The 25,365-nt window shown below is 63.9% G+C and carries 25 protein-coding genes; 10 read left to right on the top strand and 15 right to left on the bottom strand.

The window, feature by feature from the left end; translation table 11 throughout:
- Positions 1 to 630, bottom strand: a complete 630-nt coding sequence (locus tag ACFR9U_RS10335; RefSeq protein WP_247373730.1) for a hypothetical protein — start codon at positions 628 to 630, stop codon at positions 1 to 3.
- Between the two features lie 236 nt (positions 631 to 866).
- On the opposite strand from ACFR9U_RS10335, the gene ACFR9U_RS10340 reads away from it, so the two are divergent.
- Entirely contained in the window at positions 867 to 1,205 is a 339-nt protein-coding gene (locus tag ACFR9U_RS10340) for a cupin domain-containing protein (RefSeq protein WP_247373728.1), read from the top strand.
- A gap of 15 nt (positions 1,206 to 1,220) precedes the next feature.
- On the opposite strand, the gene ACFR9U_RS10345 is transcribed toward ACFR9U_RS10340, so the two are convergent.
- Together ACFR9U_RS10345 and ACFR9U_RS10350 are read right to left on the bottom strand one after the other, a co-directional pair.
- On the bottom strand, positions 1,221 to 1,889 hold the full coding sequence (locus tag ACFR9U_RS10345) for an RAD55 family ATPase (protein ID WP_247373726.1): 669 nt from the start codon (positions 1,887 to 1,889) through the stop codon (positions 1,221 to 1,223).
- 5 nt (positions 1,890 to 1,894) lie between these two features.
- A complete protein-coding gene (locus ACFR9U_RS10350; RefSeq protein WP_247373724.1) occupies positions 1,895 to 2,476 on the bottom strand; it encodes a HalX domain-containing protein in 582 nt (193 codons plus the stop codon).
- 160 nt (positions 2,477 to 2,636) lie between these two features.
- Here ACFR9U_RS10350 and ACFR9U_RS10355 point away from each other — a divergent pair, with 160 nt between their 5' ends.
- Positions 2,637 to 3,215, top strand: a complete 579-nt coding sequence (locus ACFR9U_RS10355) for an MBL fold metallo-hydrolase (protein WP_247373722.1) — start codon at positions 2,637 to 2,639, stop codon at positions 3,213 to 3,215.
- Between the two features lie 4 nt (positions 3,216 to 3,219).
- Here ACFR9U_RS10355 and ACFR9U_RS10360 read toward each other — a convergent pair whose 3' ends face one another.
- The 4 genes from ACFR9U_RS10360 to ACFR9U_RS10375 form a co-directional block, all read right to left on the bottom strand.
- Positions 3,220 to 3,510 carry a DUF7967 family protein gene (locus ACFR9U_RS10360; RefSeq protein ID WP_247373720.1) on the bottom strand — a complete coding sequence of 97 codons (291 nt, stop codon included), beginning with the start codon at positions 3,508 to 3,510 and terminating at the stop codon, positions 3,220 to 3,222.
- A gap of 68 nt (positions 3,511 to 3,578) precedes the next feature.
- Positions 3,579 to 4,385: an ATPase gene (locus ACFR9U_RS10365; RefSeq protein WP_247373717.1), complete on the bottom strand. Its 807-nt coding sequence runs from the start codon at positions 4,383 to 4,385 to the stop codon at positions 3,579 to 3,581.
- Positions 4,382 to 4,651, bottom strand: a complete 270-nt coding sequence (locus ACFR9U_RS10370; protein ID WP_247373715.1) for a DUF5827 family protein — start codon at positions 4,649 to 4,651, stop codon at positions 4,382 to 4,384. The genes ACFR9U_RS10365 and ACFR9U_RS10370 overlap by 4 nt, the downstream gene beginning before the upstream one ends.
- A gap of 69 nt (positions 4,652 to 4,720) precedes the next feature.
- Positions 4,721 to 7,756, bottom strand: coding sequence for an FAD-binding and (Fe-S)-binding domain-containing protein (locus tag ACFR9U_RS10375; RefSeq protein WP_247373712.1), 3,036 nt, complete (start codon positions 7,754 to 7,756; stop codon positions 4,721 to 4,723).
- 134 nt (positions 7,757 to 7,890) lie between these two features.
- On the opposite strand from ACFR9U_RS10375, the gene ACFR9U_RS10380 reads away from it, so the two are divergent.
- Positions 7,891 to 9,660, top strand: coding sequence for a histidine kinase N-terminal 7TM domain-containing protein (locus ACFR9U_RS10380; RefSeq protein ID WP_247373699.1), 1,770 nt, complete (start codon positions 7,891 to 7,893; stop codon positions 9,658 to 9,660).
- 59 nt (positions 9,661 to 9,719) lie between these two features.
- Here the strand turns inward: ACFR9U_RS10380 and sod are convergent, their stop codons facing one another.
- The 4 genes from sod to ACFR9U_RS10400 form a co-directional block, all read right to left on the bottom strand.
- On the bottom strand, positions 9,720 to 10,331 hold the full coding sequence (sod, locus tag ACFR9U_RS10385; RefSeq protein ID WP_247373687.1) for a superoxide dismutase: 612 nt from the start codon (positions 10,329 to 10,331) through the stop codon (positions 9,720 to 9,722).
- Between the two features lie 178 nt (positions 10,332 to 10,509).
- A complete protein-coding gene (locus ACFR9U_RS10390; protein ID WP_247373684.1) occupies positions 10,510 to 12,192 on the bottom strand; it encodes a histidine kinase N-terminal 7TM domain-containing protein in 1,683 nt (560 codons plus the stop codon).
- Positions 12,193 to 12,294: 102 nt separating this feature from the next.
- Positions 12,295 to 13,752 carry a cryptochrome/photolyase family protein gene (locus ACFR9U_RS10395; RefSeq protein WP_247373682.1) on the bottom strand — a complete coding sequence of 486 codons (1,458 nt, stop codon included), beginning with the start codon at positions 13,750 to 13,752 and terminating at the stop codon, positions 12,295 to 12,297.
- Between the two features lie 161 nt (positions 13,753 to 13,913).
- Complete coding sequence (locus tag ACFR9U_RS10400) at positions 13,914 to 14,414, bottom strand: hypothetical protein (RefSeq protein ID WP_247373680.1); 501 nt, start codon at positions 14,412 to 14,414, stop codon at positions 13,914 to 13,916.
- A gap of 168 nt (positions 14,415 to 14,582) precedes the next feature.
- On the opposite strand from ACFR9U_RS10400, the gene ACFR9U_RS10405 reads away from it, so the two are divergent.
- The 7 genes from ACFR9U_RS10405 to ACFR9U_RS10435 all read left to right on the top strand — a co-directional run bounded on the left by ACFR9U_RS10405 (position 14,583) and on the right by ACFR9U_RS10435 (position 21,702).
- On the top strand, positions 14,583 to 15,350 hold the full coding sequence (locus tag ACFR9U_RS10405) for an SDR family NAD(P)-dependent oxidoreductase (protein WP_247373678.1): 768 nt from the start codon (positions 14,583 to 14,585) through the stop codon (positions 15,348 to 15,350).
- Positions 15,351 to 15,454: 104 nt separating this feature from the next.
- Positions 15,455 to 16,246: an enoyl-CoA hydratase/isomerase family protein gene (locus ACFR9U_RS10410; protein WP_247373676.1), complete on the top strand. Its 792-nt coding sequence runs from the start codon at positions 15,455 to 15,457 to the stop codon at positions 16,244 to 16,246.
- 149 nt (positions 16,247 to 16,395) lie between these two features.
- On the top strand, positions 16,396 to 17,958 hold the full coding sequence (locus ACFR9U_RS10415) for a long-chain-fatty-acid--CoA ligase (protein WP_247373674.1): 1,563 nt from the start codon (positions 16,396 to 16,398) through the stop codon (positions 17,956 to 17,958).
- A gap of 129 nt (positions 17,959 to 18,087) precedes the next feature.
- Positions 18,088 to 18,957 (top strand): universal stress protein, encoded by an 870-nt coding sequence (locus ACFR9U_RS10420; RefSeq protein WP_247373672.1) that lies wholly within the window; start codon positions 18,088 to 18,090, stop codon positions 18,955 to 18,957.
- 214 nt (positions 18,958 to 19,171) lie between these two features.
- A complete protein-coding gene (locus ACFR9U_RS10425; protein WP_379814267.1) occupies positions 19,172 to 19,297 on the top strand; it encodes a hypothetical protein in 126 nt (41 codons plus the stop codon).
- A gap of 182 nt (positions 19,298 to 19,479) precedes the next feature.
- Positions 19,480 to 20,001 carry an Lrp/AsnC family transcriptional regulator gene (locus ACFR9U_RS10430; RefSeq protein ID WP_247373660.1) on the top strand — a complete coding sequence of 174 codons (522 nt, stop codon included), beginning with the start codon at positions 19,480 to 19,482 and terminating at the stop codon, positions 19,999 to 20,001.
- A gap of 579 nt (positions 20,002 to 20,580) precedes the next feature.
- Complete coding sequence (locus ACFR9U_RS10435; RefSeq protein ID WP_247373658.1) at positions 20,581 to 21,702, top strand: PGF-CTERM sorting domain-containing protein; 1,122 nt, start codon at positions 20,581 to 20,583, stop codon at positions 21,700 to 21,702.
- Positions 21,703 to 21,783: 81 nt separating this feature from the next.
- Here the strand turns inward: ACFR9U_RS10435 and ACFR9U_RS10440 are convergent, their stop codons facing one another.
- The 4 genes from ACFR9U_RS10440 to ACFR9U_RS10455 form a co-directional block, all read right to left on the bottom strand.
- Entirely contained in the window at positions 21,784 to 22,254 is a 471-nt protein-coding gene (locus tag ACFR9U_RS10440; protein ID WP_247373644.1) for a MaoC/PaaZ C-terminal domain-containing protein, read from the bottom strand.
- Complete coding sequence (locus tag ACFR9U_RS10445) at positions 22,251 to 22,724, bottom strand: PaaI family thioesterase (RefSeq protein ID WP_247373642.1); 474 nt, start codon at positions 22,722 to 22,724, stop codon at positions 22,251 to 22,253. Before ACFR9U_RS10445 ends, ACFR9U_RS10440 begins: the two co-directional genes overlap by 4 nt.
- Entirely contained in the window at positions 22,725 to 24,683 is a 1,959-nt protein-coding gene (locus ACFR9U_RS10450) for a 3-hydroxyacyl-CoA dehydrogenase/enoyl-CoA hydratase family protein (RefSeq protein WP_247373640.1), read from the bottom strand.
- Between the two features lie 270 nt (positions 24,684 to 24,953).
- The gene (locus tag ACFR9U_RS10455; protein WP_247373637.1) at positions 24,954 to 25,232 is read right to left on the bottom strand and encodes a UPF0058 family protein; all 279 of its coding nucleotides are present in this window, start codon (positions 25,230 to 25,232) and stop codon (positions 24,954 to 24,956) included.
- Positions 25,233 to 25,365 lie beyond the last annotated feature (133 nt).

Consider the following 25,365-nt stretch of genomic DNA (forward strand, 5'->3'; position numbering starts at 1 on the left):
TCAGGTTGCATTGGTGGTCGTGTGCCTCCAATAAAACGCTTCCTTCGTTTTCTCGTACTGTTCCTTGCTTTCTGTCGCAAACTTGTACTCGAATCCTGGTACTGGCCTGCCGATGTACTCGAAAAACCACTCCGTCTCGTCACTGGTGAGCATGAGCCGACCATCACGGAAAGAGGGTGAAATCGGTGTCTGCTCGAACAGCTCTCGAATGTATGCAATCCGATCCCTTTCGTTTTCCGCTGAGACCCATACCTGTGGACGGACGTGTCCTCCAGATCCCCAGATCAGATGCCCATCACAGACGTACCATAGCTTGAGAATCGTTGGCGAGAGGGTGAGGTCTCTCGGGTATCGTTTCTGACCTGTATCGTACCACTTCACGTACCTCTCGAGTTCCGGGTGGCGTCTCGTCGTGAGAACGTACTGATCGCGGACACTGTATTCACACGAAGCAAATCGCTCCAAACTCGATTCCCTGTTTGTTTCGTAGATGTCATCACTGGTTCGTCGGAGTTTCACGCCGGTAGATAGCCACTCGAACTGTTTGTCAATCCACGACAGAAAAGTGATTGATGTTGTGGATCTCGATGCGCGGATTGGCCGCAGATTTCGCTTCGTGAACTGTCCCATCACCCATGAGTAATCCCGTGAGCATCTTGTGGATCGCGTCGGGAATCGTTGGATACGAACACGCTGCGGACATGGCCCAGTGTTGATCCAACCGTTCGTATTTCACTCCACAGGACGGACACTTGTCTGATCCCATCGAGACAGAGCCTTCGTCGTGATCTCTGATAAACATCTGTCGGCTATTCTCTGTGGGGTCGGGCGTGTAAATTGAAACCGTTCGCTCCCGAATCCGTGCCATGGGCTATCAAACAGCCTCGACAGCGACCGTCGACTCGGTCATCGACGACGAGTACGGCGGCATGTGGTTCCTGAAGGACGCACTCGGGACGGACGAACTCGGCCTCACGATCATGGCACTCGAACCGGGGGCCAAGGGCAAAGAACACGACCACAGCGCCGACGGACAAGAGGAAGTGTACTGCGTCGTCGACGGCATCGTGGACGTGGATCTCGACGACGAGACGGTGACGCTGGGCGAGGGAGAAGCGATCCGGATCGACCCGGACGAAACTCGACAGCTGTACAATCGGGGCGACCAGCGGGCGAGACTGGTGCTGGCGGGAGCGCCGGTGTAGCGGTGGCAGCCAGGACTACAGCGTGGCCCAGGTGGTAGGGCTGTCGGTGATGCCGAGGACGCGCGCCTGGCGAGCACCTTCTGACTCCCGGATTTCGATGAGTCCGTCGAAGGCCTGCTTGATGACCTGGAGCGTCTGTTCGTCGTGAGCGCCGGTGTCGATGGTGAACACGCCGACGTAGCCGGCGGCGTCCAGTCGGGACGACAGGACGTGACAGAACTTGAACACCGTCTCGCGGTCGGTGTAGGTGAGCATCGTCGACAGCGAGACGAGGGCGAGTCGGCCCTCGGTCGCACCGTTGCTGTGGAGCGATTCGAGACACTTCGTGATGCCGATCCCGATCCCGGTCAGGTCGCCCGGTGAGGAGACGTGGTGGATGTACAGCCCGGGGGGCGTCTCGGTATCGCCGCCGCGGCCGCTCGATCCCTCGGCACGGCAGTCGACGACGCCGAGTTGGATGTTGTTCGCTCCGGAGACGCGTTCCTGGTAGTCCTCGACGACGGTGTCAGCGTCGTCGCCAGTGGTCACGACGAGCGCGCCTTCGCCCTTCCGTGACCCGTCAGCGAGAATCTCCATCGCCAGGCTCTCCTTGCCAGTCATCGCCGGGCCAGCGATGAGTACGCTCGTCCCGGGACGAATCTCCGACACCGCTTCGGTTTCAAGAACGTTTGAGAGGTCGTACATAGTTGCTACGTGTCATCTCCGCCGATCTGCTGAATCGCGGTAATGAAGTCCGAATCGTCTTCGATACCGCCCATCGTCTGCGAGAGGTCGTCTTGTAGTTCGGACACCCGGCCCTGTAATTGTTCGTATTCGTCACTCTCGGCCAGTTCCGCTCCGCTCTTTGCCGTCTCCAGGGTCGCTTGCTTTTCCACGAGTGCGTAGTACTCCTGGAGGAGGTCGTCGTAGTTCGAGCGTTCGAGGAGTTTTTCCACCGTGTCGTGGAGGTCCTCACTGCGAATCGGCTTGCTGAGATAGGCGTCGAACCCCATCTCGAGAATGTCGAAGTCAGGCTCGACCGCGGTGACCATCGCAACCCGGCAGCTCAGGTCTCGGCTCCGGATGCGCGCTAACACCTCGTCGCCAGAGAGGCCCGGCATCATCCGGTCCAAGAGAACCACGTTCACGTCTTCGTCGAGTTTGTCGAGCCCCTCGTCGCCGCTCTCGGCGATCCGAACCTCGTAGTCCGCCTTGAGCCAGAGGTTGTACGTCTCGGCGACGTCGGGCTCGTCCTCGACGATCAACACGACAGGCGCTGTCGAGTCTGTCATTCTGCTCTCTTTTACTCGTTTACCATTCCTCATACATAGCCCTGTGGGTCGTTCCGGTCCCGGGCAACCGCCACGCGGCTGCGGTTCTCGGCCACGCCCCTGCTGACGAGGAGCGCAGGAAAACGGTACGCACAAGCGGCGGGTCACTGTAGGGACTGTTATGATTGTAAATCTCGCTCGGGGTCAACGCGTCTTCACCAGCAACGCCTTTCTGGTCGACGGGGACCGCACCGTGCTCGTCGACGTCGGCAACGACTTCGACGTGGTGAGCGAAGTCCGTGACCACGTGGACGATCTCGACGCCGTCGTTCTGACTCACACGCATCCCGACCACGTCGGGAACCTCGGCGCGGTGACGGACGCCTTCGACGTCGACGTCTGGGGATACGACCCCGACTTCGCCGGCGTCGACCACGAGATCGACGACGAGGAGACGGTCACGCTCGGCGACCACGACTACGTGGCACTGCACACCCCGGGGCACAAGAACGACCACCTCTGCTTCTACTCCGAGGCGGCGGGAGTGCTGTTCGCCGGCGACCTCGTGTTCGCCAACGGCGGCTTCGGCCGGACGGACCTCGCAGAGGGCGACCGCCAACTCCTCATCAACAGCATCGAGCACCTCGTCGCCGTGATCGACGACGACCTCGAAGAACTGTACACGGGACACGGTCCGGCCGTAGTGACCAACCCGTCCCAGGACGTCGAACTCGCCCTGCAGGCCGCCCGAATGGGGTGAGTCCCTACACCGCGTCGTCCGGGTCGTGTCGGTCCATCATGCGCGCGGCTTCGTCGGCGTAGCGCTCGCGCGTCTCGGCGTCCTCGACCGGCGCGAGTTCGTCCGGATTCGCCTCGATGGCCGCCGTCACCTCCGGGGCACGGCCACCGAACCGGTTGAACGCCCGCTCTTGCTGCAGATACCGCTCGCCGTATGGCGTCGCGTAGACGATGACGAGAATGTGCGGTGAATCCGCCGAGAACGTCCGTTCGACCATCCAGACCTGCTCGGTTTCGGACTCGGACAGTTCTGCCATAGCGGAACTCGGCCGTACCGACGTATCAACCGACGGGCCGCTTCCCACACCCTGAGAACCCGTCCCTCTCAGGCCGTGCTGGCAGCATCGAACAGTGACTCGTACGCGTGCCCGTACGCGTCCGCGACCGCCGTCGGGTCCGTTCGTTCGGCCGACGACAGTGCGGGCAACTGCACCGAGTCGACGGCGTCGATGAGGTCGACGACGGCCGGGGCGCGTTCTTCGAGTTGCCCCTCGCGCGGGCCGCCGCTCGCGACCGAACAGGCCTTGACGTATCGGCTGCCCTCGTACACCCTGGCACGGCCCGGTTCGACCACTGCGACGGCGTCGGGATCGTACTCTTGCAGCGGCCGGGCGACGTTCCCGTAGGACTCGACGACTGCGCGGTCCTGCTCGCGGATTCGTCGGAGAATGCCCTCCAGTGCGACCAGATGGAGTTGCTCCATCACCTCGTTGAGTTCGTCCAGGGTGCTGACGTGGATCGCGTCGTCGAGCGGGAGGTGAGTTGCGGCGAACTCGGGGACGTCGACGGTCTCGTTGACGACGTAGTTCTCGGCGACTCTGTCGACGACGAACTCGCGGTCTTTCTGGCCCAGCATACCGGTCCCGTTGCCGGGTGACGGTCGCCAGAACCGGTGGACCGGGTTGATGTCCTCGGGATCGAACTCGCCGGCACTCGCGTCGGCGAGGCGGCGGGCGTCCTTCCCGAATAGCCGGCCCTGTTCGACGGCGTGACGGTAGTCGTCGTGGTGGAACCAGTGATCGTTCCCGGCGCGGGGTTTGAACCCGACCGCGCCGGTGTGTTCGAGGAGGCCGACGGTGAACGTCGTCTTGCCGGCGTCGACCCGGTCGGCCCCGGCGACGAGGAGCTTCATTCCTCAGCGAGTCCGTACAGCCCCGGCTCGTCCTCGCTCTGTGGCTCGGCGAAGACGAACGACTCGGCGTTGTTCACCATCCACGGGATGGTCCAGTCCAGCAGGATAGCCTCGGTCTCGGGATCGAGCTGCTGGCCCGGCTCCAGACCCTGGAAGAGGCGGGCGATCTCGTAGACGCTGTACATCTCGTCGGGATCGAGGACTTCCTCCGGGTCGCGGAAGGAAAGCGATCGCAGGTCTTCGAACTCGGACTTGGGAACTGGCATTGCCGGGCGTTGGCACCGACGGGAGTAAACCCTCCGGACTCGCCCCGAGGTGCCCGCCGGAACAGCGACTCAGGCGAGGGCGTCCCGGATCTTCTCGATCGGATGGGGCGGCCGGTCCTCGCCCGGACGGTCTCCGAGCTGGGTCCGACACGATGCGCCGGGCGCGACCACTTCCTCACCCGGACTCTCGTCGACCTGGTCGAACAGGATGCGCCCGATGGCCTTCGAGAGGTCGTAGTGTTCGGCCTCGTAGCCGAACGAGCCGGCCATGCCACAGCAGCCCGAATCCAGCTGATCGACGTCGTAGCCGGCCCGCTGGAGCGCCGCTGCGGCGTGGTGGTCCCGGTTGAGCGCCTTCTGGTTGCAGTGGCCGTGATAGGTCAGGAACTCACCGGCTCCGTCGAACTCGATGCGATCGTGGACGCGATGGGTGTGGAGGTACTCACAGACGCCGTACGCGTTCGCACCGACTGCCGCGACGTCGTCGCCGTCCAGGAGGTCCTGGTATTCGTCCTGGAACATCACGGCGTCCGAGGGCTCGACGAACAGCACCGACCAGCCGTTCTCGACTGACGGAGCGAGCGTGTCGACGTTCCGCTCGGCGCGTTCGCGAGCATCGTCCAGCAGTCCCATCGAGAACGCTGCGCGACCGCTCGGTGCCACCTCGTCAGTGTCGAGCACGCGGACGTGGACGTTCGCGGCCTCTAAGACCTCGACGGCGGCTTTCCCCGGCTTGGGGTAGCTGTAGTTCGTGAACGTGTCCGGGAAGAGCAACACCTTGTCGTCGGCCTCGTCGAGCGAGACCTGCGGCCCTCGCTCGTCGAACCAGTCGACTAGCGTCTCCCGGCGGAACGTCGGGAACGTCCGCTCGGGCGCGACGCCCAGCACCTTCTCGGCGACGAGGTCGGCACCGGGCAGTTTCTGGGCGACGTTCGAGAGCGGAGCGAACGCACTCCCGAGGGCGCTCACGCGGTCGACGTTGCCGAAGAGGCGGTCCCGGAGCGTCGTCCCCTTTTCCTCGTGGTACTGGTGTTTGACCTCGGCTTTCAGCTTCGCCAGGTCGACCCCGGTCGGGCAGTCGCTCGAACAGCCCTTGCAGCCGACACAGAGATCGAGCACTTCCTCCTGGAACCGGTCGGAGTAGATCTCCTCCTCGGGGAGTTCGCCGCTGATGGCCGCCCGGAGCATGTTCGCCCGGCCGCGAGTGGCCTGGATCTCCTCGCGGGACGCCCGGAAGGTCGGACACATCACGTCCGACCCGTGCTGGCGACAGGTCCCACAGCCGTTACACAGTTCGACGAGGTGGGAGAACCCGCCCTCGTCGGCGAAGTCGAGTTCGGTCTGCGGTTCGATCGACTGGTAGGACGGCCCGTACCGGAGGTTCTCGCGCATGTCCGCGCCGACGCCGCGGTCGCTTTCCGGACCCACGTCGGCTGCGCCGTCGCGGTAAACGACGTTGCCCGGGTGCAACAGCCACTCCGGATCGACGGCGGTCTTGATCTCCTTGAACGCCGTCCAGAGGTCGTCCCCGTACATCTTGGGGTTGAACTCCGTGCGTGCCATCCCGTCGCCGTGTTCACCGGAGAACGCGCCGTGGTGATCGAGGACGAGATCGGTCACGTCCTCGGTGATCGAGTGCATCTTCTCGATGTCGGCCTCGGTTTTGAGGTTGAGGATGGGGCGAATGTGGAGCGTGCCGCTGCCGGCGTGGGCGAAGTACGCCGCGGAGGTGTCGTGGTCTGCGAGGACGTCCTGGAACTCCTGGACGTACTCGGCGAGTTCCGCGGGGGGGACCGTCGCGTCCTCGATGAACGGGTACGGCTTGGGGTCGCCTTCCAGGCTCATGAGGAGCGGAATCGCGGCCTTCCGGAGCTTCCAGAGGTCGGTCTGGTCCTCGTCGGTGTAGGCCTCGATGACGTCGAAGGCGTCGCCCTTGTCGACGAAGTGGGCGTTCGTCTCGGCGACGGCCGCCTCGAAGTCGTCGTGGAGCTCCGAGTCGAACTCGATCATGAGCGCGGCGGCCGCGTCCTCGGGGATCGGTTCGACGTACTCCGAGTACCCGTCGGACTCGGCGGCCAGCCGGAACACCTCGTCGTCCATCAACTCGACCGCGCTCACGTCGAACTCCAGGGCCTCCGGGACCGCTCTCATCGCAGCCACCAGGTCCTCGAAACAGTACAGCGCGAGCGCCGTCTCTTCCGGAACTGTCACCAACCCGACTGTCGCCTCGACGATCACGCCGAGGGTCCCCTCGGCGCCGACGTAGAGTTTCGCGAGGTTGATGACGTCCTCGCCGTCGTCGTTCTCGTAGATGACCCGGTCGAGGTTGTAGCCGCTCACCCGTCGCTTGAGGTCGGGATAGCGTGACTCGATCTCGTCGGTGTTGTCCTCCACCAGCGACCGAACTGTCTGGTAGACGTGGGCCTCGCGGTCGTCTCTGGCGACGATCTCGTCCCACTCCTCGCTGTCGAGGACGACTTCGCGGGCGTGGAGTAACGTGCCGTCCGGGAGAACGGCCTTGACCTCCTCAGTGTAGGCGTCGGTGATGCCGTAGCGCACCGAGTGGGCTCCGGTGGAGTTGTTGCCGATGCCGCCACCGACGGTCGCCCGGCCAGAGGAGGCCGGGTCGGGGGCGAACTTCAGGCCGTGCTCGGCGAGGTGGTCGTCGAGGTCGTCCTGGACGACGCCGGGTTGAACCGTCGCGCGCTTCGCCTCGGGATCGACGTCGAGAATGCCGTCCATGTGCCGGGACATGTCGAGCACCACGCAGCCGGGTCCGACTGCCTGGCCGGCGAGTGAGGAGCCGGCTCCCCGAGGCATGATCGGGGTTTCGTGCGCTGTCGCGACTTCGACGGCAGCGCGGACGTCGTCGACGTCCGTCGGCGCGACGACGCCGGCCGGTCTGGCCTGGTAAATACTGCCGTCGGTCGCGTAGAGGATCTGTGCGTACTCGTCGAACCTCACGGCACCGTCGACGGCCTCGCGGAGATCCGCCGCGAGGTCCGTGTACTCCTCGACGGTTGCTCCTGCCTCGCGTGCGAACGCCGACGGATCGCCGGGTGGATCCGCCGGTCGAACCATCGGATCCCGATTATCAATTCCCATACTCGACACTGGGGATTGCCACCCATTAACTCTCTGGGTGTCCCAACGCGTGCACCAGACGCCCCTGACCCGGACCCACAGTGAGTGAAACGGTCGAACCCACTATATGATGGTAGCAGCAATATTGCCTTGCATTGCCAAACCTGACCGCATCGCCGCAGGACATCATCCGCATCGCGGGCACGGTGATCGTCCTCGCGCTGGCGTTCGTCACGGTCCGGCATCGACGGGAGTCCGGTGCCTGGGCGGTGACCGGACTGCTCGTCTCCATCGCGGTGTGGCTCGGCTCCTCGGTGCTATCCGCGGCCAGCGGACAGTCGCCACAGGCCGTCGTCTGGGGCAAACTCCTCTACACTGCTGCCCCGTTCGTCGTGTTGTTTCTGTTCCTGTTCGTCCTCCGGTACACGGGCAACGACGAGTACATTACACCGCGAACCCTGGCGCTTCTGGCCATCGAACCGGCCGTTGTCACCGTCGCTGTCTGGACGAATCAGTTCCATCACCTCTTCTGGCGGGACCTGCAGTTCGTCTCGGGTGGCTACTGGCACTTCCAGATGACTATGGGGCCCGTTTTCCACGCGAACGTCGCGTACTCCTATCTGCTCGTGCTGGTCGGCATCGGACTCGTGGTGCGGCTGCTTCAGGTGAGCCAGTCTCTCTATCCGGGGCAGGTGTACGCCGTGCTGGCGGCGATTCTCGCGCCGTTCGTCACCGATCTCGTGCGCCAGTTCGGCGACCTCCCGATCTCTCTGACGCCGGTCGCGTTCACGTTCAGCGGCCTCGTCGTGACGATGGCCATCTTCCGATTCAAACTGTTGGACATCTCGCCCGTCGCCCAGGACAGCGTCGTCGAAAACATTCGAGACGGGTTGTTCGTCCTCGACCGGGACGACGAGTTCGTCGAGATCAACTCGGTGGCCCGCGAGTATCTCGACCTCGAAGCCGAGCAGGTCGTCGGCAGGTCGTTCGCCGACGTGCTCACCGACTACCCCGAACTGTTCGACGAGTTCGCGGACGAGACGGACAAGGAAAGCGAGGTACGCGTCCGGACCGCAGACAGCGAGCGATTCTTCCACGTGCAGGTGACGCCGTTGACCGACCACCGCGACGAGCTGATCGGCCGCCAGTTCCTGATACACGACGTTACCGAGCGAGTTGCGCGAAAACGGGAACTCGAACGGCAGAACGAACAACTCGACCGGTTCGCGAGCGTCGTGAGCCACGACCTGCGCAATCCGCTCAACGTCGCGAGCGGACGGGTGGAACTGTTACGCGAAGAGATCGACGATCAGCACGGCCACGTCGACGCGATCCAGCAGTCCCACTACCGCATGGAGCGATTGATCGACGACATGCTGACGCTGGCTCGTGACGGACAGACAATCTCGGAGACGGAGCGCGTGTCGCTCCCGTCAGTCGCGAACGCTGCCTGGGAGAACGTGACGACGCGAGACGCGACGCTGACTCTCGGGACCGCCCTCAGCCTGGAAGCCGACGAGGCGCGGCTCTGCCGCCTGTTCGAGAACCTGTTCCGGAACGCCGTCGAACACAGTTCTACGGCCCCTCAGTCGCAGGCTCCTGAGGACGCCGTCGAGCGCGGATCGACGAGTCTGACCATCGAAATCGGAGCGCTCACTGGACCCGCGGACCGACGGCCTGTCGGCTTCTACGTCGCCGACGACGGCCCCGGCATTCCACCCGAGCAGCGCGACCGGGTCCTTGAGGACGGGTTCACGACTGACGACGACGGTACCGGGTTGGGGCTGTCGATCGTCGCGAGCATCGTCGACGCCCATGGCTGGACGATCGACGTGACGGAGAGCGACCAGGGCGGCGCGCGGTTCGAGATCCGCGACGTGACCTCTGCCAGGCAGGCCGAGCGAGCAGCCGAGCACTCGTCGTGAGAGCGCCGTCGCTGGCGGACCGAGCGCGAAAGAAGTGTGCTGTTTGACGACTGGGCTGCTTACTCGTGTTTCGAGACCGTGTTCTGGTACTGCTCTTCGACGTTGTCCCAGTCGACGACCTCGAAGAACGCGTCGATGAAGCTGCCGCGGTCCGGGCCGTAGTCGTAGTAGTAGGAGTGCTCCCAGACGTCGAGTGCCAGGATCGGATGGGCGCCCCAGAGCGCACCCTGGTCGTGCTTGTCGACCACGACGTTGCGCAGTTGCTTGGCGACGGGGTCGTACACGAGCAGGGCCCACCCACCGGCAGCGCCGGCAGCGGCCTTGAACTCGCCCTTCCAGCCCTCGTAGGAGCCGAAGTCCTCCTCGATGCGGTCAGCGAGTTCACCGGACGGCTCGCCGCCGCCGTTGGGGTCCATGTTCTCCCAGAACAGCGTGTGGAGATAGTGACCACAGCCGTTGTGGGTGACGTTCCCGATGGCGGCTGCAGACGAGCTGAAGTCGCCGTTCTCGCGGTTCTCCGCGAGGGTCTCCTCGGCGCTTTCGAGACCGTTGACGTAGCCCTGATGGTGGGTGTCGTGATGCCATTCGAGCACCTGCTGACTGATCGAGGGCTCGAGGGCGTCGTAATCGTACGGCAGTGGCGGCAGTTCGGGTTCAGATTTCTCGGGCATGCGTAATTCCTCCAGACAGAGAGTCGGCTGGACACCTGTTAAAGGTTTAGAAGGCGGCCTTTATCGTGCAATAACCGGCCCTCACGTAACTGATCGTGGCTAGTTCCCCGCCACTGGATTCGACCAGTCGGCACGAGAACGGTGCGGGGGTCGACGGCGCAATCGTGGCATCTCGCTGTCATTCGTCCGCGACTGCTGCCTGGGGTGGAACCGTCGGAACCTCGACGCGGACGACCGTCCCTCGCTCCGCTCGGGACTCGACGCTGACCGATCCACCCATCGTCTGGACGCCCCAGTTGACGAGCCACAGGCCCAGGCCGTTGGAGTGTTTCAGTGGGGTCTCGTCGCCACGCCGCAGCACCGCGCGCTCCTCGTCGGGAATCCCCGGCCCGTTGTCTCGTACGTCGACGGTCGCGGTGTCGGCGTCGAGCGTGACGTCGACGGTGACGCGTGGCTCGTCGGCGTCGTTGTGCTTGGCGGCGTTCTCGATGAGGTTTCGCAGGACCGAGCCGATCGTTCGCGGCACGAGGCGATCGGTGTCGGGACAGGACAGTTCGAAGGTGACCCCGGGGTGTGCGTCTCGTGCGCGATCGACTTCGATCTCCACGATGTCCGAGATCTCGATCGGGGGCCCGTCCTGATCGTCGTTCAACATCTGGTCGATCTCGCGGGCTTTGTTGCCCAGGTTGACCATCGTCATGGCCTTCTCCTGAATCCGGTCGACCGCGTCGCCGTCGTCCAGTTGGTCCGCGTAGCCGTACACGACGTTCATCTCGTTGCGGAGGTTGTGACGGAGGACTCGGTTCAACACGTCCAGTTGTTTGACGCGGTTGCGCCGGTTAGTCACGTCGTGAATCGAGACGACGGCCCCGCGCTGGCGGTCGTCACGCAGCCCGGTCATGCTCAGTTCGTAGTAGTGGGTGCCGTTCGCCCGGTCGAATTCGACCGTTTCGCAGTGATCGGGGTCGTCGGCCGTCCGTAACCGCTCGTACGCCGGGACGATCTCGCCCGCCGGGGCGTCGATGACCGCCGAATCGGAACAGTCCAGGATCGACGCCGCCTGGCGGTTGATGTCGACGATGCGGTCGTTCGCGTCCACGACGACGACGCCGTCGTCCATGCTCTCGATGACCGTCTCCCTGGCGATGCGGCTCGTGACCGGCAGCGCGTCGAGGAGCTTGAACTGCGTGAGAGCCGCGATCCCGGTCGCCCCGGAGATGAGAAACATGAACGGCGTCGGATCGAAGTTCCGCACCGGGGAGAGCCCGGAGATGAAGACGACGTTGCCCGCCCACGGCGCGAGGACGGTAATGAGCAGTGCCACCGCCTGGGTTCGGTAGAGTGCGCTCGCCTCGCCGATGAGTTGGAGCATCAACAGCGTCCCGACCCCCATGAGCACGTACGCATATGCGGTGTACACCCAGAACCACGGACCGGTGGACAGTTCGACGATGCTGACGTCCCCGTAGACGTGGACCGCTCGCGACGCGTACACCAGGCCGTGACTGTCCGTCGTCATCGCCAGGACGAACGTGACGACCGGAATCACCGCCAGCAGCGCAACGGTCCGCTTCGTGAGGTACTCGTCGCGGCTCGTGTATTCGAGCGCGAACAGGATCCAGGCCAGCGGAATCACGATCAGGCCGGCCCATTCGAGTTTGTGCAGGAGCAACCGACGCGCCGCGTCGAGCGTGAACAACCCGATCGACGACGTCGCCACCCACCAGGTGCCCGCTGCCATCAAGACCGCAAATGGCTCGGCCCCTGCCTTGGGCCGCTGGCGCCACGCCAGCACCGTCAACGCCGCGGCCGCAGTGATCGACCCCCAGACGAGGGCAAAGGACAGAAGCGGGCTCACCATGGTCAAAGAGACAACGTATCTAACACCTGTTCACTCTTTATTCATAAGATAACCGGTAGGTTATGACAGCCTACTAACTGGACGTGCGACCGAGCGAACGGGTTACTCGCCGTCGCGTGCGTGCTCGAACATCTCGATCGCTCGCTCCCTGCGCTCGCTGTGTTCGACGATCGGATCGGGATACTCCGGTGCGGCTTTCCGGCGCTGCGTCGGGGAGAGTGACGGCCAGTCGTGGATCAGGTCGGGGTCGACCCCCCGGAGTTCGGGGACGTATGTCGTGATGTAGTCCGCGTGTGGGTCGTAGCGTTCCCCCTGGGTCATCGGGTTGAAGATGCGGAAGTACGGCTGGGCGTCGGTCCCGGTCGAGGCGGCCCACTGCCAGCCGCCGTTGTCGTTGCCCGTGTCGTGATCGACGAGTTTCTCGCGGAACCAGTCGTACCCGCGCTGCCAGTCGACGAGCAGGTCCTTTGTCAGGAAGGAGGCGACGATCATCCGAACGCGGTTGTGCATGTAGGCCTCCTCGCGGAGCTGGCGCATCCCGGCGTCGACGATGGGATACCCCGTTTCACCCGCTTTCCAGGCGGCCAGCGCCTCCGGGTCGTCTCGCCACTCGATGGGCCGGGCGTACTCCTTGTAGTTCGCCGTGACGACGCTCGGGTTGTAGAAGAGCACCTGCGTGTAGAACTCCCGCCAGGCCAGTTGCTCCTGGAACGCTTCGACCGATTGCCGTCTCGCCTCGGCGTCGCCGACGCCCTCTGCGTTGACGTCGACGCTTTCCGCGTCGGCTTTCGCGGACTCGGTCGCGGCGTACACCTCGCGGATCCCGATAGTGCCCCACTTGAGGTGTGCCGAGAGCCGGGACGTGCAGTCGTCAGCGGGGTAGTCTCGCCGCTCGTCGTAGCGATAGACGTCCTCGGCACAGAACTCGCCGAGCCGACGCCGGGCGGCCTCGGGACTCGCCTCCGGGACGGTCGCCTCGGGGTGCTCGAAGCCGAGGTCGTCGAGCGTGGGGATCGGTTCCGCGTCGGTGAACGCGTAGAGGGCGTCTTCGTCCGGCGGATCGACGGGGGCGTCTTTCTCCCGGTCGTGCCACTTTCGGCCGTAGTAGGTGAACACCGAGTACGGCTCCCCGTCGGTAGTCGTGATGGCACCCGGCTCGTGATGGACGGCGTCGTGGACGCTTTTGCGCGCCACGTCTTCGTCGGCGAGCGCGGAGCGAACGTCGATGTCGCGGTGGCGGGCGAGCCCGGAGTAGTCCTTTCCCCACGTCACGCCGTCGGCGTCGTACTCCGCAGCCAGGTCGGGGAGCACGCCCGACGGATCGCCGTCTGTGACGAGGAGATCGCTGCCGCGGTCGCGATACCAGTCGCGCAGCGACTGGAGCGCGTCGAGCATGAACGCGACGCGCGGCGGCCCAGCGTGAGCGAGGACGTCGCGATCGAAGACGAACACCGGGAGCACGCCGCGGTCGTCGGGGTCGTCAGCGGCCGCCTCGACGGCCGCGTCGAGACCGAGATTGTCACCACCGCGGAGGTCGCGTCGGTGCCAGTGGATGCGCATACTCGGTGAGTCGCCCCCAACGGACCTGAATCCAGTGCCCAACCTGTGGGGTATCGGGTACTGTCAGCGCTCAGAGTGGATTCCTCACGCGAGTAAATCGAGGGAGAAGGGGTATCAGCCCGTTTCAGACGAGCTGCGTCGCGGTTACCGGCCCCGTTCCGTCACTCCGACGGCGTCCCGCTCTGCTGCTGGAGCCGTGATTTGACCTGCTGGAAGTCTTCTTCGGCCAGGAGGGCGCTCACTTCCTCGTAGGAGAGCGTTCCGAGGAGCGCGCTCGGGGAGCCCGACACCAGAAAGACGCCGAACTGATCGAGGGAGTCGTCGATGGTGAGGTCAGACTCGTCGCTGAGCCGGTTCTCGAAGGTGGTTGCGACCTCCCCAGTCATCTCTTCCTGAATGCGCTGCATCTCCTGCTGTGCTTCCTGCCGACTCATGTTCCCGCTCTGTACCTGTGACTGGACCTCCATCTGCTGTTGCTGGAGCTCCTGTTGATCGGGCTGGACCTGCACCGCCACCCTGTCGCCGTCACCGGTACTGCCGTCGTCGGTCCCGTCGGCGGTCGTCTCGCTCCCCGACTGGAGCGCGTTACAGCCGGCGATCGAGAGAGCTGTTCCCGTTCCCGCGAGTTGCATAAACCGTCTCCGGCCTGTGCTGTCGACCATTCGCTCGGAATTGCGAAGCGGTCCGGATAAGTGTTGGTTTTCCGTCTACTGACAGCGGACCGAACAGAACGCTCGTTCTACGGCCTCCGGCGTCACCACGGCGTCGTTCGCAACCGGAGACTCCCGAGCACGCCAACGCTTATTCGAGCGGTGGCGAAACACGGGCGCATGTCAGATCTGTTCGACCTCTCGGGACGAGTCGCGGTCGTCACCGGCGGGAGTCGTGGTATCGGTCGGGCCATCGCAGAGGAGATGGCCGCCGCCGGCGCGGCCGTCGTGCCTGCGTCACGGAGCGCCGACGCCGTCACCCAGGTCGCAAGCGACATCCGGGACGCTGGTGGCACCGCTCACGGCGCCACGGTCGACGTGGCCGACCCCGAGAGCGTCGATAGCCTCATGGACGAAGTCGTGGACACGTTCGACGGCGTCGACGTCGTGGTGAACAACGCCGGCGTGAACCCGGACGACGCGCTCGGTCGCCCGGAAGACGTCACGCAGTCCGGGTTCGAACAGACCGTCGCGGTCAACCTCGAGGGCGCGTTCACCTGTGCGCGAACGGCCGCTCCGTACTTGCAGGCGAGCGATCACGGATCGCTCATCAACGTCGCGAGCGTCGGCGGACTGGTCGGCCTCCCGCGACAACACCCGTACGTTGCGAGCAAACACGGCGTCGTGGGCCTCACCAAGAGCATGGCGCTGGACTGGGCACCGGACGTGCGCGTCAACGCCGTCGCCCCGGGCTACGTCGCCACCGACCTCATCGAGGACGCGCTGAACACCGAATCCGTTCGCCAGTCCCTGCTCGACCAGACGCCTCTGAACCGATTCGCCGAGCCTTCGGAGATCGCCGGCCCCGCCATCTTCCTGGCGAGCGACGCTGCATCGTTCGTCACTGGTTCCACCCTCAGCGTGGATGGCGGCTGGACCTGCCGGTAACTCCTGTACGCTTCTTACACTGTTAGGAACCTTCTCAGAATCAGCAACTACTGGTAGGTTCCAGGACAAGTTATTTGAACGGTTGCGTCGTTAGCAGTTGTAGCATGTCAGAAGAGGCCGTACTACTCGACGTCGAGGACGAGATCGCCACGATCACGCTGAACAACCCGGAGATGCGGAACGCGTTGACCGGGGACATCTCTTCCGGTATCGTCGACGCGCTCGACGAGATCGATGACACCGACGCCCGCTGTGTGGTCATCGAAGGCGCTGGCGACGCGTTTTCCGCCGGCGGAGACATCAATTCGATGATGGAGGGACTGGCCGGGGAGACGGAACCCTACGAGAAAGTCGAGGTCGTCGAGGAGACCGGCGCTGCGCTCCAGGAAGTCTACGAGTTTTCCCTGCCGGTCATCGCGAAAATCGACGGGACGGCGTTCGGCGCAGGAGCGAACCTCGCCATCGCCTGCGACACGCAGATCGCCAGCGAGGGCTCGAAGATCAGTTTCGGCTTCCGGCAGGTCGGCCTCGCCGTCGACTCCGGGACGTCGTATTTCCTCCCCCGCATCGTCGGCGAGAACAAGGCCAAAGAACTCGTGTTCACCGGTGAGATGCTCGGCGCGAACGAGGCCCACCGGCTCGGCATCTTCACGAAGGTCTTCGACGACGACGAGTTCGAGGCCCAGGCCGAAGAATACGTCGACCGGATCGCCTCCGGGCCGACCATCGCCCTGAAAACCTCGAAGCGACTCATCCGCCAGGGTCTCCAGAGCGACATCGACCAGGCGATGACCAACGAAGCCGCCGGCCAGACTGCCGTCTTCGCCACCCAGGATCACGAGGAGGGTGCCACTGCCTTCATGGAGCAGCGAGACGCCGAGTTCGAAGGCGAATAATTACGTCATCTGTAGAACATTGGATTCTAACGACAGTTGTTAGCCTCTGCAACATTTCCCAATCCATTGTAAGGTATAGGGGCGTTTTCTGGGAACGATGGTTGGCTTTGCCGCAACTATTTTAACCAGTAGAATCATACTGGTACTTGATGACAAATCTCGTCGCAGACATTGCCGACACGGCAGCGGAGATGCCCGAGAACGTCGCGCTTTCCTTCGCCGGTCAGGACGTTCCGTACGCCGCGTTCTGGGCGCGTGTCGGGCAGTTCGCGCGGGGGCTGGCCGACGCCGGCGTCGAACCGGGCGACAGGGTCGGCATCTACCTGCCGAACCTCCCGCAGTACGTGACGGCGTTCCACGGCGTTCTCCGTGCCGGGGGGATCGTCGTCCCGATGAACCCCCAGTACAAGTCCCGGGAGATCAGTCACCTGCTCGCCGACAGCGAGGCATCTGTCGTCGTGACGCTGTCGGACCTCGTCCCGTTCGTTCAGGAAGTGCGGGACGAAACGGCGGTCGAAACGGTCGTCTCCGTCAACGGTGAGGCCGACGGGGCCGTCACCTTCGAGGAGTTCCTGGCCGACGAGGTACTCGACGTGGTCGACCGCGCTGACGACGACGTGGCCGTCCAACCGTACACCTCTGGGACGACGGGAACGCCCAAAGGCGTCCTGCTCACCCACGAGAACCTCGCCTGGGACGCCCGCGCGACGGCGGACCTGATGCCCGGTGGCGTGAAGGAAGACGACATGTTCCTCGGCGTGCTGCCGCTGTTCCACATCTACGGGATGACGGTCACGATGATCGCCACGCTGTTCGAGGGCGGTGGCTACCGTCCGGTCCCGGAGTGGGACGCCCAACAGGCCGCCGACATCATCGAATCCGAGGGCATCACGGTCATGCACGGCGTCCCCGCGATGTTCAACGACCTCGTCAATCAGCCCAACGCCGACGAGTTCGACCTCTCGTCGCTCCGGTTCGCGAACTCCGGCGGCTCGAGCCTGCCGATCGAAGTGATGGAGCGGTTCGAGGACCTGTTCGATGTCGAGCTCTTCGAGGGCTACGGACTCACGGAGACGGCGCCGGTCACGCACGCGAACCAGCCCGGTGAGCGTCGACCCGGGAGCATCGGTCGACCGCTCGACGGCGTGGAGGCGAAGATCGTCGACGGCAACTTCGACGAAGTGGCGCCGGTCCCCGAAGGCCCGGTCGACGAGGAAGAGACCGACCTGGACGAGATCACTGGCGAACTCGTGGTCTCCGGTCCGAACGTGATGAAGGGGTATTACAACCTCCCCGAGGCCAACGAGGGCGCGTTCACCGAGGCAGCGGGCAAGCGGTGGTTCCACACGGGCGACATCGGCTACCACGACGAGGACGGCTACTTCTTCGTCGTCGACCGCGAGAAGCACATGATCGTCACCGGCGGGTACAACGTCTACCCCCGCGAGGTCGAGGAACTCCTCTTCGAGCACGAAGACGTCGCCGACGCGGCCGTCGTCGGCATCGAGGACGAACGCCGCGGCGAGACGGTCAAGGCCTTCGTCGTTCCCACCCCCGGTGCCGAGGCGACGCCCGAAGACGTCAAGCAGTACTGTCTCGACAACCTCGCGGAGTACAAGCATCCCCGTGAGGTCGAGTTCGTCGACGAACTCCCCCGCACGACCACTGGGAAAGTCCAGAAGTTCGAGCTGCGCGAGGACGCGGCCGAGTAACTGCAGTCGACTGGCAGTCAGTACGGTCCTGCTGAACGTCCGTTTTCTTCTCGTGGTGGACTGGCGGAGCGGTGGTGTCACCCCCAGGAGTGACACCGGTTATATGGCGACGGCGTTCCACCTGCAAGTATGATCGACCAGATTCTCTTCCCGACCGACGGGAGCGAGGCGGCAGCCGACGTGTTCGAGTTCGCACAGCAGATCGCGCTCGAACACGACGCGACGCTGACCGTGCTCAACGTCGCAGACACGAACAGGGACAGCGTCACCCAGATCAGCGGCGAGGTGATCGACGCCCTGGAGACCGAAGGCGAGCAGATCGTTCAGGAGCTGGCCGACGACGCGAACCCGAGGGTTTCGATCAGGACAGACGTGGTGCAGGGTGAACCGCGCCAGACCATCGTCGAGTACGGCGAGCGGATCGACGCCGATCTCATCGTGATGCCGACACACGGTCGGCGAGGCCTCGAACGCGTGCTCCTGGGGAGCGTCACCGAGCGGGTCGTCAGCACGGCGACCGTCCCGGTGCTGGCGGTCAATCCCGGGGACGACGGTGCGCCGTCGTATCCGTGTGACGACGTCCTCGTTCCGACCGACGGTAGCGAGGGCGCGACGCGGGCGCTACGGACCGGCGTCGACCTCGCGAAAGCGACTGGCGCGACCCTCCACGTCCTGACCGTCGTCGAGACGGCGAGTCTCGGATTCGACGCGCGCTCGATGCTCAAAGACGAGGAGCTCGAATCGAACGCGACCGAGACCATCACGGAAGCGACGGACGTCGCCGAGGCATCGCTGGACGACGTCAGGAGCTCGATCCGGCACGGGCGGCCCTATCGAGAGATCCGCGCGTACGTCGACGACAACGACGTCGATCTCATCGCGATGGGAACTCACGGCCGCACCGACTTCAGTCGCTATCTGCTCGGAAGCGTCGCGAACAAGCTCCTGCGCTCTTCACCGGTTCCGGTGCTGACAGTGCGGGCTGACGCGGACGACTGACGAGCCGGCGCCGTCCAGGCGAGCCGGCCCACGGACCGGACGACTGGGCTCGCCGACTCGGACGGGCCGTCGATACGGGGTGTAAGGAGCGGGATAACTGTCGTGAACTGGGGTCGCACGCCTGTCGCGGCTCGGCTCACGGCGTGGCGGATTCGTTCTAACGTCGTTTCCGTGGGGCGGAAGATATTTTTCCAATGGAAGTGAACGGCGAGATATGTCGTTTCGGCAAATCGCATTCCGGCGAGCCCAGACGGCACGTGCATTCGCCGAGCACTGGGACGGGACAGTCGATGGGCGAGCGACCGGGCTCGCGGACTGGAGCGCTGATCCACGCCGATGACCGAAACGACGTCCCTCTGGTGCCGATCCGACCTGGGTGGCGACGCGGTCGAACTCGACGCCTCTCACTCGGTCGTCGAGGACCGTCCCGGGCGAGTCACGGCAGGCGTAAATCGATTCCTAATGGAGTGAGACAGACGAGATGAACACACAGCACGAGGCGGTACGAACGGAGGGCGAATCGTGACGGCAGACCAGAACCCACCGGACTGGGAGTTCAAGGAGCGCGACGTGCTCATTCTGCGAGAGCTCTCGCGGGACCCGCAGCTGTCCTCGCGCGACCTCGCTCGCATCCTCGAAGAGGACCACGACATCCAGGTGTCCCACGTGACCGTCAGCGAGTCGATCCGCGGGATGCGCGAAGAGGGAGTCTTCCGCGAGGCCATCATCCCCAACGAGGAGTACTTCCTCTTTGCCATGTTCGAGTTCAAGATCAACCCCGAACACTTCGAGGAGGGGTGGCGCGAGGCTATGGAGTCCATCCGCGACTCCCCGAACACCCTGATGTACTTCCTCTCGGACGGGGAGTACCAGTGGAAATCGGTGATGATGTTCCCGGACCGCGTCGCCGAGTCCAAGTGGATCCACGATTTCTACAAGGAACACGGCGACGTCGTCCACAACATCAGAAACTCCGTGGTTCACAACGTCCTCAAGTTCCGCACTGATCCCGAGATCCTCGAAACCCTCCACAACGAGGAGTAACCGACGTCTGGACGCACCGGTAGGAGACGCCTTCGATCGGTGGCCGGCTCGTCGGCCGGCTCGTCGGCCGGTACCGACGGACGGTGCGCCGGTCGGTCGTCGCTCACTCACGGCATCGAACGATCCCAGGCCGACAGCCTCAGCAGTGAACACTCGGTTGGTCTCGTGTCTGCCCACCGTGTCAGGACGCTGATCGGGGGTCGTCGTCGGGGGCTGGGCGTTGCGTCCCAACCGCGTCGGGGCGTGTGTAATCACACGGACGATTTCCGACAGCGGCCGGTGTAGAAACGGTCGTGGCACCTCTGTGGTGCTTAGGAAGAGTTTCAGGCCTCGTCCAGTGCCACGAAGATAGCTATCGGGTGTTCACGGTTGGTGACACACCACACCCTGGTAAGTCACTGTTTCCGGAGAAAGCGTAGATAAGTACTGGCCACTTATTCGGGCCTGGTATCAATCCATATTTGAATTCGAATTCGTGAAGTCCGAAGACATTTACCTATTCGTGGTGGACGAATTAGCGACACCGGACATCGCACGTTCGGTCGGTCCCCGTGCGTGGTCCGTGGTGTCAGACATACCATGTTGCCCTCCACAAAAAAGGCGCTCCTCGTGAGCGTCACGGTTCTCTTAGTCGGGGGAATCGTCACAGCGTCCGCGATGCCGGCGCTGGCATCGAGCCAGTCGTCACAGGCGGATGCGAACAACCTACAGAACGTACAAGAAGACGCAGAGATCAGTTGGAACGCCCGCCTCCAGTCGGACGAAACCGTCTGGCAGAACCAGCGGGTGTACGTTAACGGTGCGGAAGTCGTGAACAACGCGAGTATTCAGCCGGTCGCACGCGCCAGTGCACAGGCCCGGACGTTCGAGATTCGAACCGTGCAGAACGACTCACTCGGTTCGAGAGTCGGACAGTTCCAGGTCAGTCCGTCTGGCGTCGCCGTCATCGATATGGGTAGCTACGAGCCGGGCGAGTACGTCATCTCGTACGAAGACATGCCGGTCATGATCGACGACGGTGACGCCGAGTTCACCACCGACGTCGCGGAGGCGTCCTTCGGCGTCGCCACGCAGACGATCAACGCGTCGTTCGATCCAGACCAGGCAGATCCTGACGAGTCGACGCAGCTCGAAGTCGACTCGAACCGGGACAGCAGTTACCTCATCAGCGTCACGGCGACGGGACTCCACCAGGCCCAGGTGACGCGCCTCTTCCAGGAAGGTGAGCCCTTCGAGAACTCCTCGGTGCAGAGCGGAACGATCCTGCGCATCGACGACGACGTCGAGATCCAGCTCTTCAACGCTGGCATCGACCCCGGGACCTACGAGTTCCAGATCGACGTTCTCGGCGCCAGCGCGAGTGACACCACGTCACTGACGGTCGGCGAACCCCAGGAGACTGGAAACGAGACGATGGGGAACGAGACGGGTGGCGTCGGTGCCACGCCCGGCAACGAGACGGGTGCCGAGAACGGCACTGACGACATGTTCACTGACACGCCCGGCAACGAAACGGACATGCCGTCAGACAGCGACACGCCCACCGAGAGCCAACCCGCCGGCGAGGAATCGCCCACGTCGACGGAACCAGGCGACGGAAGCACTGAAACGACGACGGAAACCGGTCCCGGATTCGGTCTCCTCGTCGCCGTCGTCGGGTTGCTCGGTGCTGCCCTGCTCGCCCGACGCAGAACGGACTGACTCCGTACAGCGATTCAGCACCCGTCTTTTTTGCGACCGCTCCGTGGTAGTGGCGACAGCAAAAGTCGTGCTGCGGGACCGCTACTGCATCAGCGAGAGGAACTCGCAGGTGATGACCGGTGCGTCGTTCTGTTTTTTGATCTCGGCCGCGGTGTGAAGCACGCCAGCGGCCACCGGGTGCTCTGGCTTCTCGCGTTTCTCGACGACCTCCGTCTCGACGTGGATCGTGTCGCCGAACACGACGGGGCCGACGAATCGGAGGTCGTCGACGCCGTAGAAGGCCACGAGGCTCTCGCGTTCGGCCTCGGAGCGTGACTGCCACAGGAGCCCCGTCGCGACCGAGAACACGAGCGTCCCGTGTGCGATGCGCTGGCCGAACTGGGAGTCTTCCATCCGCTCGGCGTCCATGTGGAGGTGGTTGAAGTCACCGCTCACGCCGGCGAAGTTGACCACGTCCGCTTCCGTGATGGTGCGCGCTTCGGTTCGGTCCGTCTCACCGACCTCGACGGTCTCGAAGTAGCTGTCGGATGTCCGTGTCGCGTCGTCGCTCATAGGGAACTCTCCGTGAACAGTCGGTACGTCGTCGCACCGATCGCGATCTCTTTGCTGTTGCCGTCGTCGTCGGTTCCGAGCACTGTGACTCGCGTCACGCCCGTCGACGTGCCCGCGCGGATGACCTCCGCCTCGACCGTGATGTCCGACGTGGCTGGCCGGACGTACTTCACGTTCAGGTCGGTCGTGGCCAGCGTCGTGTTCATCGGATCGTCGACGCAGGTCCGGAGCGCGAAGGCGCTACAGGTGTCGACGACCGTCGCCGTGACGCCGCCGTGGATGGTTCCCGTGACCCAGTTCGTCAGCTTCTCCTGATATGGCAGTTCCATGACCGCGCGGCCGTCCTCGAGCGTTTCCAGGGAGACGTTCAACCACGACAGGAAGCCGTGGTTCTCGATGACTGCCGAGGCGTCCTCGACGGTCACCTCGCCCTCGAAGTCGATTGGCACGTCGTCGGACCCGTCGCTCATCTATTTCCCCTCGAACTCGGGGTCACGGTCTTCCATGAACGCGCTCGCACCCTCCATCATGTCGTCGGTGCTCATCAGGAGGCCGAACGCCTGGCTCTCCATGGCGAGGGCGGCCGGCATGCTGGCGTCGTCGCCTTCGTTCATCACCTGTTTGGCGAAGCGCAGGCCGACCGGGGGTCCGGACACCAGGTCGTCGACGAACTCACCGACGACGTCGTCGAACGCTTCGCTGGGGACGGCGCGGTTGATTAGTCCCCAGTTCTCGGCCCGGTCTGCGCTGATCCGGTTGCCTCGGAAGACCAGTTCCTTGGCGCGCGCTTCGCCGATCATCCGCAGGGCGCGCTGGGTACCGCCGCCACCGGGCAGGAGGCCGAGGCTGATCTCGGGGAAGCCGAACTCCGAGTCCTCGGTGGCGACGCGCAGGTCACAGGCCAGCGCGAGTTCGTGGCCGCCGCCCAGGCAGAAGCCGTCGATCTTCGCCAGCGTGGGGCGCGGGAAGTCGTTGACCGTCTCGAACATCGACGTGACTTCGGCGGCCTCGTAGGGCTCCATGCCGGCGAACCCGCCGATGTCGGCGCCGGCCGAGAACGCTCGATCGCCCGCGCCCTCGAAGGTGACACACCGGACTTCGTCCAGGTCGGCGTTGTCAAGGACGTGTTCGACCTCGTCCATGAGGTCCTCGTTGAGAGCGTTCATGCGCTCGGGACGGTCCAGCTCGATGGCGAGCACGCCGCGGTCGTCCCGCTCGACGTTGATGGTGCGGTACTCGCGGTTGCCGTCGTCGCTCCCGTACTCGTAGAACCCGCGGCCAGCGTCCTCGCCCGTGTGGCCGCCGTTGACGAGTTCGACGAGGTAGTCCGCCGGGCGGTAGCGTTCGGCTTCCGTCTGTTCGTAGCGAGTCTCTAACGTATCGAGAATCTCGTCGAGGCCGATCTTGTCGGCGCGACGGCACGGCCCCTCGGGGAAGCCTGCACCGAGCCGCATGCCGGTGTCGATGGCGTCGGGGGTCGCAACGTCGTTGCCGACGAGCTTTGCCGCTTCGTTGACCATCCGTGCCTCGATGCGAAGCGTGTCGAAGCCCTCGCCGTCACCGGGTTCGTACGTGGTCCCGTCACCGTCCTCGTACTCGTAGTAGCCTTTGCCGGTTTTCTGGCCGAGGTTGTCGTTCTCGACTTTCTCCTCGACGATCGGCGGGATGGGCTGGCCGGCTTCTTTCCGGACGTGATAGCCGATGTCGATGCCGGTCATGTCAGACAGCTCGAACGGCCCCATGGGGTACCCGCGCTGGTGGACCATCGCGGCGTCGACCTGTTCGATCGTCGCGTCACCCTCCGAGACCGCCCAGGCAGCCTCGTCACCGAACGGCCCGAGGACCGAGTTGACGACGAACCCGCGGACGTCTTTCTTGACGTAGATCGGCGTCTTGTCGATGGATTCGATGAACTGGGAGGCCGTCTCTGCGGTCTCGTCGCTGGTCTCGTCGCCGTAGATGACCTCGACGAGATCCATCTTCACCGGCGGGTTGAAAAAGTGCGTCCCGACGACCTGTTCGGGGCGATCGGTCGCGCTCGCCATCTCGGTGATCGAGAGCGAGGACGTGTTCGACGCGAGGATGGCGTGTTCGGGGGTAAACTCGTCCAGATCCCCGTAGATGTCTTTCTTGAGATCCATCTGCTCGGGGGCCGCCTCGATGACGAGGTCGACGTCTTCGACGGCGGCTTCGAGGTCCACGGCCGTCGAGACCCGAGCCATCACGTCGTCGGGGTCCTCGTCGATCAGGCCCTTCTCCGAGAGTTTCTGCAGGCTCCACTCGATGTCGTCGTACCCCTCGTCGACGATCTCCTGTTCGATGTCTCGCATCACCACGTCGTACCCGCCGATGGCGACGACCTCTGTGATACCGTGACCCATGCTTCCTGCACCGAGCACCGCTACTCGGTCGATGTCATCGACTTGCATGCCAGAAAATGTGTCCGCGTCCGATATAACTCCACCGACGACCCGAACCAGTGTAAGGCATATGCGCCTTTTCTGGTTACTATGTTAGGGCCAGTGTACGTGACTCGCTCACTGTTAACTGCACTGGCGAAGCAGGTTTCGTATAGTCGACTCTGTCTGTTTGTCGTCGGTAGTATCCGGATTTGAGCGAACGGTTCGTGACTCGTCACGCCGGACACTCGGGAGTCCTGCGGGTCTCGACGGGGTGGCTACGTGAGAAATATCGTCGTATTACAGCTTGCTCTCGGCGTCTTCGGCGAGTTCCTTCATGCGTTTGCCGATTCGCCCGGCGTCCGAGAACTCGTCTTCGCTCATGGCAGTCGCCAGTGCGTTTCCGAGGACGAACACGGCGTGCTTGTGCTCGCTTTTCGACATGTGCACGTCGTTCGGCGTGACGTCGAGTTCGTCGTAGCCCTCGAACAAACTCGAGTCGACGTCCTCGAGATCTTTGAAATACTCCATGATCATGACCATGTGCTCGTGAAGTTCGAGTAACTCGTCTTTGTGCATCCGTACGTTCTCATTCGTGAGACGCCGGTTTAAGAATTTCTGACAACCGTTCGCACAACCGGCAACGCGTCAGTTGCCAATAAACGGCGACGTGAGTACATCTCGCTGCTGTTTGTTTCTGGCCCCGGCAGTA

Origin of the sequence: Halorientalis brevis, from assembly GCF_042678165.1 — an archaeon.
In the GTDB taxonomy this organism is placed as follows: Archaea; Halobacteriota; Halobacteria; order Halobacteriales; family Haloarculaceae; genus Halorientalis; species Halorientalis brevis.